Source organism: Glutamicibacter sp. BSL13, from assembly GCF_052928425.1.
Window position 1 is genome coordinate 1 of the sequence record NZ_JAVGCZ010000070.1, and the last position, 14,002, is coordinate 14,002.

The window sequence follows — 14,002 nt, forward strand, 5'->3', positions numbered from 1 at the left end:
GGTCGGCCGAATCCACCCCGCGCCCGGTGGACTGGTGCCCGGCCAGGGCCATGATCTCCGAGGCGTTGCCGCGGATCAAGGCGGGGCGCAGCGAAACAATGCGCTGGGCGTAGCGCGTGCGCACCGCCAGCGCGCCAACGGCCACCGGGTCCAGCACCCAGGGCGTGTTGGCCTGGTTCGCGGCCTCGATCGCCTCATCCATGGCGGCCAGCTGTTCGGTGCTGGGGGTGCCCAGGTTCACCAGCACCGCGCAGGCGGTCTTCGCGAACGGCCCGGCCTCCCCGGGCAGGTTCGTCATGGCCGGGGCGGCGCCGGCGGCCAGCAGCGCGTTGGCGGTGAAGTTGGCGACCACGGTGTTGGTCAGGCAGAACACCAGGGGGCTGGTGTGGCGCAGTGAATGGATCACGGCAGGCAGGGTCATGTGCGACATCCCTCCGCTAGTTTGAACTAGTTCAGGTTCGACGGGTGTCATCTCAGTCGGCGGCGCCGACACCCCGTGTCACTCGTGACCGAGCGTACGCAATCGCCCACGTGTTGACAAACCTGTGACGCGCCGCACCGCGCCGCCCCCGGTCAGGGCCGGCGCGGCGCGCCCGGCGGCGCAGTAGGGCCGGCAGCAGCCGGGCGCCCATGTGCCGCTGCCGGGTGCCGTTCGGGGCCGGGGTGCGGGATGAGCAGCCGCGCCGGGAAGCACAGCACCGCCAGGCTGAGCCCGACCCACCCGTAGTCAAACCCGTAGCCGCAGAACAGCAGGGCGCCCAGGGCGGCGGTCACGGTGCGCAGCGAACGGAATTCGATCACCTGCCGGTACCAGCGCTCCCAGTGCCCATCCACCGCCCAGGCCACCTGCATCCGCCGGCTGGCCAGGCGCACGGCGGCGTGGGCCAGCAACAGCACCGCCACCAGCAGCAGGATGAACGCCGCCGGGGCGGTGACCAGCCCCCACAGGTGGTCCAGTGGCGGGCGCAGCAGGAAGTAGACGCTGGCGGCCATCAACAGCCCGGCCACCGGGTAGACCCAGCGCGGAAGCGGCCCCCAGTGCCGGGGCCCGGTCCGACCGGCCTTGCCGTGCACGTACCCCATGCTGCTGCCGGTGATCACCAGGTAGAGCAGGGCGGCGCCGGTGATCAGCACCATCAGGTGCATCCCCGGCCGCGCATCGGGCAGGGCCTGCGGCTGCGGTGAGTGCGTGGGCCACAGGACGAGCAGCAGGATCAGTGAGGCGCCCAGCGCCACGTACTGGGTGGCGAACAGGTGATCGCGCAGGGCGCGCACCGGATGCCGCGGCACGGCGGTGACGCCCTCAAAGTTCTGCGGCGGGCGCCAGAACAGCATCAGCAGGGCGACGCCGAGCACGGCGTAGTTCCCTACCGAATCCCAGCCGTCGCCCAGCGCGCGCAGCCGCTCAAGGTCCCCGTCCGCGGCCTGCTGGTGGAACCACCGGGCCTTGTAGTGCAGGGCGGCCGCGCCGTTGGCGGCCAGGACCACGGCCACGGTGCGGTACAGCCGGTTCAGCCACACCCGGCGCAGCACCCGGTTGTCGTGCCGCGAGATCCCCGGCAGCGGCCTGCGGCGCAGGATCACCAGGCTGGCCAGGAGGGTGGCGGCCACCAGCAGCCCCAGGCAGAGGGCCAGGTACGGCAGCACCTCGCCGGCCGGGCGCAACCCGTCGGCGGCGGGGATGAAGTAGCTCAATTCCTCCCCGCTGAGCTCGCGCTGCGCGGTGGGAGCCCGGTAGGGCACATCGCTCGCCGCCCACAGCGCGGTGAGCGAGCCGGCCAGGACCAGGACGAGGGCCGCCACCAGCTTGCCGGGCACCAGCCCGGTGCGCGGCTGCGGGTCGGCGCTGCGCTGCACGCGCGGCCCGGTGAACTGGGCCAGCACGTAGACGAACCCGACCCACAGCGCCGGGGTGGCGGCCCGCCCCACCGCGCCCGGCCAGCCGCCGGGCACCGCCTGCCCCTCGGCGCTGATCAGGTAGGAGGCATCGAACCAGTCGGTGGAGACGGCGGCGAGGAACCCGATGAGCGCGCACCACCGGGCGTACCGGCGCGCCTGGGCCAGCAGGTTCCCGCTCCCGCTCGGGCTGAGGGCCCGCAGGATCAGCGCCACCAGGGCGGCGGCGACGGCGAACGAGCCCAGCGGCGCGCTCAGGTCGGTCATCGGCCCTCCTTTATCCAGCCCAATGTATCAACCCGGTGGCGCAAACGGGGGCCGGGGGATGACGTACGCTCGAGCCATGGGAATCTTCACCTCACAGCAGCCGCCGGAACCGGTCGGGGAAACCGCGCCGCCGGTCGACGAGCACCCGGGCAAGATCGCGGAGATGATCGCGCACCTGCGCCGCTCCGCCGACGCGCGCATCACCCATCCGCGCCGTTTCCGCGCCCAGCAGCTGCGGGCCCTGGAGAAGATGCTGGCCGAACGCGAGGAGGACTTCATCGCCGCGCTCGCCGAGGACCTGGGCAAGAGCGCGACCGAGGCGAAGTTCTCCGAGATCGACTTCCTGCGCACGGAAATCGACGTTGCCCAGCGCCACCTGGCCGAGTGGATGGACTCCACCTCGGTGAAGGTGCCGCTGTCGCTGCAGCCGGCGATGGCCAAGATCGAGCCGCGGCCGCTGGGGGTGGTGCTGATCATCGGCGCCTGGAACTATCCTCTGCAGCTGCTGCTGGCCCCGCTGATCGCCGCGATCGCGGCCGGCAACGCGGCGGTGCTCAAGCCCTCCGAACTGGCCCCGGCCACCTCCGGCACGATCGCCCGGCTGCTGCCGCACTACCTGGATCCGCGGGTGTACGCGGTGTGCGAGGGCGGGGTGGACACCGCCACCGAGCTGCTGGCCGCGCGCTGGGACCACATCTTCTACACCGGCGGGGCGCGGGTGGCGCGGATCGTGGCGCGCGCGGCCGCCGAGCACCTGACCCCCACCACGCTGGAGCTGGGCGGCAAATGCCCGACCGTGGTGGACAACCACCTGCCGGCCACCGCCAAGCGGATCGCGTTCGCCAAGTTCATGAACAGCGGGCAGACCTGCGTGGCCCCGGACTACATCCTGTCCATCGGGGACGCGGACGCGCTGGTTGACCGCCTGGCCAAGGCGATTGGCAGCTTCTACGGCCGGGACCCGATCAGCCACCAGGACTACGGGCGGATCGTCTCACGCCAGCACTTTGAGCGGCTCACCGGGCTGCTGGAGCACGGGCGGGTGGTCATCGGCGGGCAGAGCGACGCCCAGACCCTGCGCCTGGCCCCCACGGTGATGCGCGACGTGGAGCTGGACAGCCCGCTGATGACCGAGGAGATCTTCGGTCCGATCCTGCCGGTGATCGAGGTGGAGTCCTTCGACGCGGCCCTGCAGTTCATCGCCGAACGCCCCGCCCCGCTGGCCGCCTACCTGATGAGCGAGAACCCGCGGCTGCAGTCGATCTTCTCCGACCGGGTGCGGGCCGGGGCGATCGTGCACAACGCGCCGATGACCCACCTGATCGTCCCGACCCTGCCCTTTGGCGGCGTGGGGGACAGCGGCATGGGTGCCTACCACGGCAAGCACGGCTTTGAGCGGCTCTCGCAGATGCGTCCGGAGCTGAACAAGACCACGGTGATCGACACCCTGAACGCCGTCTACCCGCCCTACTCCTGGGCCAAGCGCAAGTTCATCGACAAGCTCATCTAGCCCCGGCGCCGTGGCGGCGGGCTACACCTGGCCGGCCAGCGCGGCGTCCACGATCTGGCGGGCCTCGGCGAGCACCTGCTGCAGGTGCTCCTGGCCCACCGTGGATTCGGCGTAGATCTTGTAGATGTCCTCGGTGCCCGAGGGCCGGGCGGCGAACCAGGCGCGCTGGCTGGAGACCTTCAGCCCGCCGATCGGGTAGCCGCTGGCCTCGGTGGCCTTGGTGGTGATCGCGTCCCCGGCCAGCTGCGTGGCCTGCACCGCCTGCGCATCAAGCCGGCCCAGCACCTCCTTCTGCTGCAGGTCCGCCGGCGCGTCGAAGCGGGCGTAGTAGCTGGTGCCGTGTTCCCGCACCAGCCCGGCGTGCAGCTGGCTGGGGGACTTGCCGGTGACCGCGCGGATCTCGCTGGCCAGCAGCGCCAGCATGATCCCGTCCTTGTCGGTGCTGAACGGGCGCCCGCCCCGGGTCAGGAAGGAGGCCCCGGCCGATTCCTCCCCGCAGAACACCGCCCGGCCGGTGGCCAGCGGCTGCACGAAGTACTTGAAGCCCACCGGCACCTCCAGCAGCTGGCGGCCGTGGGCGGCGACGACCCGGTCGATGAGCACCGAGGAGACCAGGGTCTTGCCCACCTGCGCGTCCCCCGGCCACTGCGGGCGGTGGGTGAGCAGGTAGTCGATGGCCACGGCCAGGAAGTGGTTCGGGTTCATCAGCCCGGCGTCCGGGGTGACGATCCCGTGCCGGTCAGCGTCCGCGTCATTGCCGGTGGCGATGTCGTAGCTGCGGCGGTTCGCCACCAGGGAGGCCATCGCATCCGGGGAGGAGCAGTCCATGCGGATCTTGCCGTCCTTGTCCAGCGTCATGAACCCGAACCGCGGGTCCACCCGCTCGTTGACCACCTCCAGGTTCAGCCCGTAGCGCCGCCCGATTTCCCCCCAGTAGTGGGCCGAGGCCCCGCCCAGCGGGTCGGCGCCAATGCTGATCCCGGACTCGGCGATCGCGGCGAAGTCGATCACCTCGGCCAGGTCGGTGACGTACAGTTCCCGGAAGTCGAACGCCTCGGCGTCCGGTTCGGCCCGGCGGATCTGCCCGGATTCAAGCAGCTCGTTCGCGCGCTGGGCGATCGGGCCGGTGATTTCGGATTCGGCCGGCCCGCCGTGCGGCGGGTTGTACTTGATCCCGCCGTCGGCCGGCGGGTTGTGCGACGGGGTGATGATCAGCCCGTCGGCCTGCTGGCCGCCGGCGGCGTTGTGCACCAGGATGGCGTGGCTCAGCGCCGGGGTGGGGGTCAGCCCGTCCTCGGCCAGCACGCGCACCGAGTTGCCGGCCAGCACCTGCAGCACGGTGCGGTACGCCGGTTCGGACAGGGCGTGGCTGTCCTTGCCCACGTACATGGGACCGGTGATCCCGGCCGAGACGCGGTAGTCCACCACCGCCTGGGTGATCGCGGCGATGTGCGCCTCGTTGAAGGAGCCGTTCAGCGAGCTGCCGCGGTGCCCGGAGGTGCCGAAGGAGACCCGCTGCCCGGCCTGCTGCGGATCGGGAACGCGGCTGAAGTAGGCGTCCAGGACCTCCTGCAGGTCGATCAGGTCTTCTTCGCGTGCCGGCTGTCCCGCGCGTTCGTGTGCCATGCCCATCCTTTGTCTGCCAGGTCAAGAGTCTGCTACTAGGCATCCTATCGGGGTTGGCGGTGCGCGCCGCGCCGGTTTCCCTGGTTCCCGGACGGTTTATAGGATGGAGGCGATGAGCTACCACCCGTACCCCCAGAACACCTATGTGCCCCCGCCGCAGCCCACCGGACTCTCGGTGGCCTCCCTGGTCCTGGGAATCCTGTCCCTGCTTGGATTCCTGGTCATCATCTTCATCCCCCTGGCCGGGGTGATCACCGGCCACCTGGGGTACCGGCGCGAGCCGGCCGGGCGCGGGATGGCCCTGGCCGGGCTGATCACCTCCTGGGTGGGGCTGGTGCTGGCGCTGCTGTGCTACGCGTTCATCATCTTCGTGTTCTTCTTCTCCGCCTCGTTCTACACCGACCTGAACCAGAGCATGTACTCCGACTACGCCTAAGGGCGCGCAAACAGGAAAATGGCCTGGCCCCCGTGAGGGGACCAGGCCATCGGCGTGTGCGGGGACCTGCTAGTGCACGGTGCCCATCAGCTTCTTCAGCGCCGGGGTGGCGGCGAACATCGCCAGGCCCAGCACCACCGCGGTGCCGCCCAGCCACAGGAAGTAGGCGACCTCATTGCCCTCGGTGTAGTACCCGGCCAGCACGCCGGACAGGGTGGTGCCCAGCGAGACCGAGAGGAAGAACAGGGCGATCATCTGGGTGCCGAACGCGGCCGGGGCCAGCTTGGTGGTCACCGCCTGGCCGATCGGGGAGAGCAGCAGCTCGGCGATGGTGCACAGCAGCAGGATCCCCACCAGGGCCAGCAGCGGGGTCTTGGCCAGCGAGTTCAGCGGGATGAAGCACAAGAAGGCGATGCCCACCACGACCAGCGACAGGCCGAACTTCACGCTGGTGCGCGGCTGGCGGGAACCGAGCTTCGTCCACATGGTGGCGAACACCCCGGCCAGCAGCACGATGAACACCGGGTTGATGGACTGCACCCAGCTGGCCGGCATTTCCCAGCCGAACAGGTGGCGGTCCAGGCGTTCGGCCGAGTACGCGGCGATGAAGGTGAACTGCTGCTGGAACAGCGCCCAGAACGCGGCGGAGGCGATGTAGAACGGGATGAACGCGTACACGTGCTTGCGTTCGGTCGCATCCACCCGGGGGCTGCGCAGGATCAGCACGAAGTAGATGATGCTGGCGGCGATCACCACGTAGGCGATGGTGGAGGCCAGGTTCTCGGGGGTGACGATCTTCAGTGTGAAGGCCAGCACGATGACCACCAGCACGGCGGCGAAGATCAGCAGGTAGCGCTTGCGCTCAGCGGCCGGCAGCGGGTTGGCGACCTGGCGCACCGACTCGGGCAGGTTCTTGCGTCCGAACCCGTAGATGACCAGGCCCAGGGCCATGCCCACCGCGGCGGCGCCGAAGCCCATGTGGAAGCCGAAGTGCTTGTGCAGCAGCCCGGTCAGCAGCGGGCCGACCAGCCCGCCGATGTTTACGCCCATGTAGAAGATCGAGAAGCCGGCGTCGGCCTTCGGGTCCTCCTTGGAGTACAGCGAGCCGACCAGGGCGGTGGCGTTGGCCTTCAGCCCGCCCGAGCCCACGGCCACCATCACCAGGCCGATGGCCAGGCCCACCACGCCGGGCAGCAGCGCCAGGGCCAGGTGACCGCCCATGATCACGACCGCGGAGATGAACAGCACCCGTTCCGGGCCGAGCAGGCGGTCCGAGACCCAGGCCCCCAGGATGGTGCTCAGGTAGACCGCGCCACCGTAGGCGCCCACCAGCGACAGCGCCAGGCCCTGCTCCATGCCCAGGCCGCCCTCGGTGGCCGAGAAGTACATGTAGTAGGCCAGCAGTGCCTGCATGCCGTAGAAGGAGAAGCGTTCCCACATCTCGACGCTGAACAGGTTGGCCAGCGCGCCGGGGTGACCGAAGAAGGTCTTGCCCGTGCCGGTGGTGCTCGGTGAAACAGTAGACATGCGTAACATTTTTCGCCCTTCTTGACTTCGATGCCTACTTTTGCGATAGATCTCACACGGTTTGGTGGATCACAGCCTGTTATGCTTCGGCCAGCAGCTGGTGTGCCAAAATGAGCAGTTTTTCCTCGTTGGCGTGGGCTGAAATGAGCTGAATGCTCATTGGCATGCCATCGGCGGCGGTGGCCACCGGGACGGTGATCGCCGAGCACCCGGCGACGTTGACCATCGAGGTGTATGGGGTGTACTGGCACTGCAGCCGGTAGTCGGTGTCCGCGTCATGGCGGGTGTAGTAGCCGATCGGCGGGGGCGTGTGGGCCATCGCCGGGGTGGCGATCACGTCATAGGCCGACCACTGGGCGATGAGGTCCGCGGCGATCTGCTTAATCCGGGTGGCGGCGCCCAGCGAGACCTGCGCGCTGCGCTGGCGGGAGCGGCGCCGGTAGTCCCGGGCCAGGGTGCCCAGCAGCGATTCGTCGCCGATCGCCACGTCCTTCAGCCCGTTGGTCCACACCGTGGCGAACGTTTCGGGGTAGTCCGGGGCGTAGCGCAGGTCGGCGGGCATGACGTGGTGGCGGTGCTCCAGCAGCCGCAGCCCGCGCTCGAACGCGGCCCGCGCGTCACTGCTGAGCCGGATCTGGTAGACCGGCTCAAAGGGGGAGTGGGTGCTGTAGCCGATGCGCAGCCCGCGCAGCGCGTCCACCGGCCCGTCCTGTAGGGCCGGCAGGTAGCGGTCCTGGCCGAGCATCGCATCCAGCAGCAGGGCGGTGTCCTTCGCATCGCGCCCCAGCGGACCGCTCACGGTCAGCTTCGGGGCGCCGAAGCGGTCCAGGTAGCCCTCGGCGACATCGGCCGGAACCCGCCCGAGCGCCGGCTTCAGGCCCACCAGCCCGCAGGCCGCGGCCGGGATGCGCACCGACCCGCCCCCGTCGCTGCCCGGGGCCAGCGGCAGCAGCCCGGCGGCCACCGCCGCCGCCTGCCCGCCGGAGGATCCCCCGGAGGACAGCTGGGGGTTCATCGGGTTGCGGGAGGGGGCGGCGACCAGGTTCTCCGAATAACTGCTCAGCCCGAACTCCGGGACCTGGGTCTTTCCGGTGATGACCACCCCCTCGGCGCGCAGCCGGGCCACCAGCGGGTGGTCGCGTGCCGCCACCAGGTGCGGCACCGCCCTGGACCCGTAGGTGGTGGGCATCCCGGCGACCTCGTTCAGGTCCTTGAACGCGATCGGCATCCCGTGCAGCCGCCCGATGGGCCCGCGCATGAACTGGCGGTCCGCGGCCGCCGCGGCCTGCAGCGCCCGCTGCTCCACGTGCACGAACGCGCCCAGGGAGGCGAAGCGTTCAATGCGCCGCAGGTAGTGTTCGGTCACTTCCCGGCTGGAGACCTCCCCGGCGGCCAGCTGGTTGCGCAACTTCAGGGCGGATGACGTCAACATGTCTGCTTTCGATGCTCGAACTCATTAGTCTTATAAGCAAACACCCTATGCGAGAGGAACGCTAACCATGAGTGACTTCGAGACCGTCTCGGTGACCGAGGTGCCCGACGGGGCGCTGATCCTGGATGTGCGCGAGGACTTCGAATGGGTTGAGGGCCACGCCAAGGGCGCCACCCACATCCCGCTGGGCCAGCTTCCCGAGCGCTTCGAGGAACTGGATCCGGATGTGGACACCTATGTCATCTGCCGCACCGGGGGCCGCTCCGCCCAGGCCTCGGCCTGGCTGACCGGGATGGGCTACTCGGTGTACAACATTGCCGGGGGCTCGGACGCGTGGATCGAGGCGCAGCTGCCGATGGAATCCGAAAACGGGCAGGAGCCGGCCGTTCGATGAGATATGCCTACCTGGGCCCGTCGGGAACCTTCACCGAGGCCGCCCTGCTGCAGGTTCCCGGCGCGGACGAGGCCGAGCGGGTCCCGGCCGCCAACGTGAACGAGGCGCTGGCGATGGTGCTGGAGGGCTCCGTGGACGGGGCGATGGTGCCGATCGAGAACTCCGTGGAGGGCGGGGTCTCGGCCACCCTGGACGCGATCGCCCGGGCCGACCACCTGCAGATCGTGCGCGAGGTGCTGGTCCCGATCACGTTCGTGCTGGCGGTGCGCGAGGACATCGACGCGCTGGAGCAGATCACCCAGATTTCCACGCATTCGGTCGCCTGGGCGCAGTGCCGGGGCTGGGTGCAGGCCAATATTCCCGGAGCGGAATTTATCCAGGGCTCCTCCACCGCGGCCGCCGCCGTGGGGCTGCAGGACCCCGAACAGCACCACCAGGCGGCGATCTGCTCGCCGCTGGTGGCCCACGACCGCAACCTGAAGGTGCTGGTCGAGGGCGTGGAGGACAACCTGGGGGCGGTCACCCGCTTCTTCCTGGTCACCCGTCCCGGACCGCTGCCGGCGCCCACCGGGGTGGACAAGACCACCCTGATCGTCCCGCTGCCCGAGGACAAGCCCGGCGCGCTGATGGCGCTGCTGGAGCAGTTCGCCGCGCGCGGGGTGAACCTCTCACGCATCGAGTCCCGGCCCACCGGCACGGGGCTGGGCAGCTACTTCTTCTCCGTGGACATCGACGGGCACCTGGCCGAGGAGCGGGTCGCCGCGGCGCTGACCGGGCTGCACCGATTGTGCCCGGACCTGAAGTTCCTGGGCTCCTACAATGCCGCGGAGGGGATCACCCCGAGCATCGACTCACACAACTCCAACGAGGCCTTCATCCGGGCCCGGGAATGGGTGGGCCAGCTGCTGCACCGCCTCTAGGCGGTGCGGATGCGCAGCGCCGACGGGTTGATCCAGGCCTGCAGGGTATTGACCATGCCGGTCGGGTCCCCGTCGATCTGCGTGTTCATCGGCTCCGTGCAGCGCAGCGAGACCTTCTTGGTCTCGTAGAAGGAAATCACCGGGATCTCGTTCTTCGCCCGGAACGCGGTCTTCAAAAAGATCCACACCCACCCGGCCGCCGAGCGCGGGGAGAGCACCACCGCGTCCAGGATCCCGTCATCGAGCTTCGCCTCGGGCACGAAGTCCAGGCCCTGCAGCTTGCCGCAGTTGGCGAACAGCACCGAACGCACCCGGCGGGTCTGCCAGGGGCCGTCCCCGAGCTGGAAGGAGACGCGCTTGCGCTGCCCGGGCAGCTGGCGCAGCCCGGCCTCCGAGTAGGCCAGCCAGCCGACCCGGCGCTTGAGCTGCTCGTCGGTGTCGTCAAAGAGGTCCGCGTCGGTGCCCACCCCGGCGATCACCAGGAACGCGTGGTCCGCCTCCGTGCCGTTCAGGTGCTGCAGGCGCAAATGCCCCACGTCGATGCGCCGCACCCGGCCGCGCACCGCCAGCAGCGCGGTGGTGTGCACATCGTCGATCGGGATCTCCAGGTTGCGGGCCAGCAGGTTGCCGGTGCCCAGCGGCAGGATGCCCAGGGTCGCCTCCGCGCCCTCGATCACCTCGGCCACCGCGCGCACCGTGCCGTCCCCGCCGGCGGCCAGGATGGTGTCGCACCCGGCCTGCAGCGCCTGGCGCGCGCCGCCCTGCCCGGCGTCATCCACCGTGGTCTCAAACACCAGCGGCTCGGGCAGCCCGGCCTCGGCACACACCCGACGCACCGCGTGGCAGGCGGCTTCGGCTTGTGACTTGGAGGGATTGACCACGATGGCGACCTGGCCGGCCGCGACCTGCTCCACCTCATCCGGTTCCCGGCTCAGCGGGCTGCTGGGTTCGATGAGCTTGCGCACCGACCGCCAGCTCAGCAGCGCGGCCACGCCGGCGCCGCCGGCCAATGAAGCGATGATCACGCGGTTTCTATGCATAGTGACTTCATCGTACTCATGGTTGCTACGCTTATCTTGTGATCGACCTGAAAATGCTCACCGATAATCCGGACCTGTACCGCGCCTCGCAGCGTGCCCGCGGCGCCGACGAGACGCTCGTTGACCAGCTGCTGGACGCCGATGTGGCCCGCCGTGAAACCATTGCCGCCTTCGAGACGCTGCGCTCGGAGCAGAACGTGTTCTCCAAGAAGGTCGGCAAGGCCAAGGGCGAGGAGCGCGCCGCCCTGCTGGCCGAGGTCAAGGACCTGGCCGCGAAGGTCAAGCAGGCCCAGGCCACCGCCGACGCCGCCGCCGCGAAGGCCAGCGCCCTGCAGCGCTCCATCCCGAACCTGATCGTCGAGGGCATCCCCTCCGGCGGCGAGGACGACTTCACGGTGCTCAAGACCGTGGGCACGGCCCGCGACTTTGCCGCCGAGGGCTTCGAGCCGCTGGACCACCTGCAGATCGCCGAGAAGCTGGACGCGATCGACATGGAGCGCGGGGCGAAGGTCTCCGGTTCGCGCTTCTACTTCCTGAAGGGGATCGGCGCGCGCCTGGAGATGGCGATGATGAACATGGCCCTGGACCAGGCGGTCTCCTACGGGTTCATCCCGATGGTCACCCCGACCCTGGTGCGCCCGGAAATCATGCAGGGCACCGGCTTCGACGTCGAACACGATGACGAGATCTACCGCCTGGAACGCGATGACCTGTACCTGGTGGGCACCAGCGAGGTGGCGCTGGCCGGCTACCACGCGAACGAGATCATGGACCTGTCCGACGGGCCGCTGCGCTACGCCGGCTGGTCCTCCTGCTACCGCCGCGAGGCCGGGGCCGCGGGCAAGGACACCCGCGGGATCATCCGCGTGCACCAGTTCAACAAGCTGGAAATGTTCGTCTACACCACGATCGAGCAGGCCGAGGCGGAGCACGCCCGGCTGCTGGCGTGGGAAGAGGAAATGCTGGCGAAGATGGAGCTGCCCTACCGGGTGATCGACACCGCCGCCGGGGACCTGGGCATGAGCGCGGCCCGCAAGTTCGACTGCGAGGCGTGGGTGCCCACCCAGGGGACCTTCCGCGAGCTGACCTCCACCTCGAACTGCACCACCTTCCAGGCCCGCCGCCTGAACATCCGTGAACGCCAGGTGGTGGACGGCAAGGCGGGCAAGACCCGGGCCGTGGCCACCCTGAACGGCACCCTGGCCACCACCCGCTGGATTGTGGCGATCCTGGAGAACCACCAGAACCCGGACGGCACCGTGAACGTGCCCAAGGCGCTGCAGCCCTACCTGGGCGGGCTGGAAGTGCTGTCCTAGCACGCCCGCGAACGCCACGGCCGCCGGTAGGGTACCGGCGGCCGTGGCGTTTTTTCGCCTCATGCCTCGACTTGGACGCCCAGCGCGGCCGGGCGCTGGACCCCGGCGTCCCGGCGGGCCGGGCTGCGGCGCAGCAGGCGCATCGCGTTGCCGATGACCACCAGCACCGAGGCCTCGTGCACCAGCATGCCCAGCGCCATGGTCACCCCGCCGGCGAACACGCCGGCCAGCAGCAGCACCACGGTGGCCACCGCGATGATGATGTTCTGGCGCATCACCCGCACCGTGCGCCGGGCCGCACCGATCGCCTGGGGCAGGCGCAGCAGGTTGTCCCCCATCAGCGCCACATCGGCGGTTTCCACGGCCACCGCCGAACCGGCCGCGCCCATGGCCACCCCGATGTCCGCAGCAGCCAGGGCCGGGGCGTCGTTCACCCCGTCGCCGACCATCGCGACCGTGTGCCCGCCGCGCTGCAGTTCGCGCACCATCTCCAGCTTGTCCTCGGGCAGCAGCGACGCCCTGACCTCGGTGATGCCGGTGCGGGCGGCGATCGCGTGCGCCACCGGGGCGCTGTCCCCGGTGAGCATGACGATGCGCTTGACCCCCACCGCGCGCAGCTCGCGCACCATCTGCGCGGCGTCGGCGCGCACCGTGTCCGCGACCGCGACCACCCCCAGCACCTGACCGTCCAGCGCCACCAGCATCGGGGTCTTGCCGGCGGCGGCCAGTTCCCCGGCCGCGGCGGCCGCCCGCGCCCCGGGCACCAGCCCGTGATCGGCCAGCAGGGCGGGGTTGCCGATCCGGATCCGCTGGCCGGCGGAGCGGGCGAGGATCCCCTTGCCCAGCACCGGTTCGACCTGCTCGGGCAGCGGCACCAACAGGCCCCGCTGCGCGGCGGCCGTAAGGATCGGCTGGGCCAGCGGGTGCCCGGAGCCGGCCTCGCCGCGGGCGGCGACCTCCAGCAGCTGCGCGGCGTCCACGCCCCGGCCGACCGGCACCAGGTCGGTCAGCTGCGGGCGGCCTTCGGTCAGGGTGCCGGTCTTGTCCACGGCCACCGTGTCAATCCGTGCCGCCTGCTCCAGATACTCCCCGCCCTTGATCAGGATCCCGTCCTTCGCGGCCCTGCCAATGCCGGCCACCACCGCCACCGGGATGGAGATCACCAGGGCGCCGGGGCAGCCGATGACCAGTAGGGTCAGGGCCAGCACCACATCGGAGGTGAGCAGCCCGGCCACCAGCGCCAGCAGGATGATCGCCGGGGTGTACCAGGTGGCGAACCGGTCGAAGAAGCTTTGCGTGCGGGCCCGGGCGTCCTGCGCCTCCTCGACCCGGTGGATGATGCGCGCCAGGGTGGTGTCCGCGCCGATGCCCTCGGCCACCACCTGCAGGAAGCCGCTGGTGGCGATGGTGCCGGCGAAGACCTGGTCCCCGGCGGCCTTGTCCACCGGCAGGGACTCCCCGGTGATCGAACTTTCATCCACCCCGGCGCTGCCGTGCTGCACCCGGCCGTCGACCGGGACCTTCGCCCCGTCCTTGACCAGCACCAGCTCGCCGACCAGCACCTGCCCGGCCGGCACGCGGTGCTGCTGCCCCTCCCGCAGCACCACCGCCTCGTCCGGGGCCACGGCCACCAGCGCC

The 14,002-nt window shown here is 70.2% G+C and carries 12 protein-coding genes and 1 riboswitch; of the genes, 5 read left to right on the forward strand and 7 right to left on the reverse strand.

Annotated features, from left to right (window positions below; genetic code table 11):
• Both RCJ92_RS11505 and RCJ92_RS11510 read right to left on the reverse strand, forming a co-directional pair.
• Positions 1-421: hydroxyethylthiazole kinase (locus tag RCJ92_RS11505; RefSeq protein ID WP_446754637.1), on the reverse strand; the 421-nt coding region annotated here is incomplete at its 3' end.
• A riboswitch (TPP riboswitch) is annotated at positions 413-507 on the reverse strand. (Overlaps the previous gene by 9 nt.)
• 66 nt (positions 508-573) lie before the next feature.
• On the reverse strand, positions 574-2,163 hold the full coding sequence (locus RCJ92_RS11510; RefSeq protein ID WP_446754638.1) for a hypothetical protein: 1,590 nt from the start codon (positions 2,161-2,163) through the stop codon (positions 574-576).
• A gap of 76 nt (positions 2,164-2,239) precedes the next feature.
• On the opposite strand from RCJ92_RS11510, the gene RCJ92_RS11515 reads away from it, so the two are divergent.
• Complete coding sequence (locus RCJ92_RS11515) at positions 2,240-3,673, forward strand: aldehyde dehydrogenase family protein (protein ID WP_446754639.1); 1,434 nt, start codon at positions 2,240-2,242, stop codon at positions 3,671-3,673.
• Positions 3,674-3,694: 21 nt separating this feature from the next.
• Here the strand turns inward: RCJ92_RS11515 and pgm are convergent, their stop codons facing one another.
• Entirely contained in the window at positions 3,695-5,299 is a 1,605-nt protein-coding gene (gene pgm / locus RCJ92_RS11520) for a phosphoglucomutase (alpha-D-glucose-1,6-bisphosphate-dependent) (protein ID WP_446754640.1), read from the reverse strand.
• A gap of 112 nt (positions 5,300-5,411) precedes the next feature.
• Here pgm and RCJ92_RS11525 point away from each other — a divergent pair, with 112 nt between their 5' ends.
• Complete coding sequence (locus RCJ92_RS11525; protein WP_054821637.1) at positions 5,412-5,735, forward strand: DUF4190 domain-containing protein; 324 nt, start codon at positions 5,412-5,414, stop codon at positions 5,733-5,735.
• 69 nt (positions 5,736-5,804) lie between these two features.
• Here the strand turns inward: RCJ92_RS11525 and RCJ92_RS11530 are convergent, their stop codons facing one another.
• Complete coding sequence (locus RCJ92_RS11530; protein ID WP_446754641.1) at positions 5,805-7,262, reverse strand: peptide MFS transporter; 1,458 nt, start codon at positions 7,260-7,262, stop codon at positions 5,805-5,807.
• 79 nt (positions 7,263-7,341) lie between these two features.
• Positions 7,342-8,694 carry an amidase gene (locus RCJ92_RS11535; RefSeq protein ID WP_446754642.1) on the reverse strand — a complete coding sequence of 451 codons (1,353 nt, stop codon included), beginning with the start codon at positions 8,692-8,694 and terminating at the stop codon, positions 7,342-7,344.
• Between the two features lie 67 nt (positions 8,695-8,761).
• On the opposite strand from RCJ92_RS11535, the gene RCJ92_RS11540 reads away from it, so the two are divergent.
• Together RCJ92_RS11540 and pheA are read left to right on the forward strand one after the other, a co-directional pair.
• A complete protein-coding gene (locus RCJ92_RS11540) occupies positions 8,762-9,088 on the forward strand; it encodes a rhodanese-like domain-containing protein (protein ID WP_054821759.1) in 327 nt (108 codons plus the stop codon).
• Entirely contained in the window at positions 9,085-10,008 is a 924-nt protein-coding gene (pheA, locus tag RCJ92_RS11545; protein ID WP_138173141.1) for a prephenate dehydratase, read from the forward strand. The genes RCJ92_RS11540 and pheA overlap by 4 nt, the downstream gene beginning before the upstream one ends.
• Here pheA and RCJ92_RS11550 read toward each other — a convergent pair.
• Entirely contained in the window at positions 10,005-11,048 is a 1,044-nt protein-coding gene (locus RCJ92_RS11550) for a diacylglycerol/lipid kinase family protein (protein WP_446754643.1), read from the reverse strand. The genes pheA and RCJ92_RS11550 overlap by 4 nt on opposite strands.
• Positions 11,049-11,086: 38 nt before the next feature.
• Here RCJ92_RS11550 and serS point away from each other — a divergent pair, with 38 nt between their 5' ends.
• Positions 11,087-12,364, forward strand: a complete 1,278-nt coding sequence (gene serS, locus RCJ92_RS11555) for a serine--tRNA ligase (RefSeq protein WP_138173137.1) — start codon at positions 11,087-11,089, stop codon at positions 12,362-12,364.
• Between the two features lie 59 nt (positions 12,365-12,423).
• Here serS and RCJ92_RS11560 read toward each other — a convergent pair.
• The coding region (locus tag RCJ92_RS11560; RefSeq protein WP_446754644.1) for a heavy metal translocating P-type ATPase at positions 12,424-14,002 on the reverse strand (1,579 nt) is incomplete at its 5' end.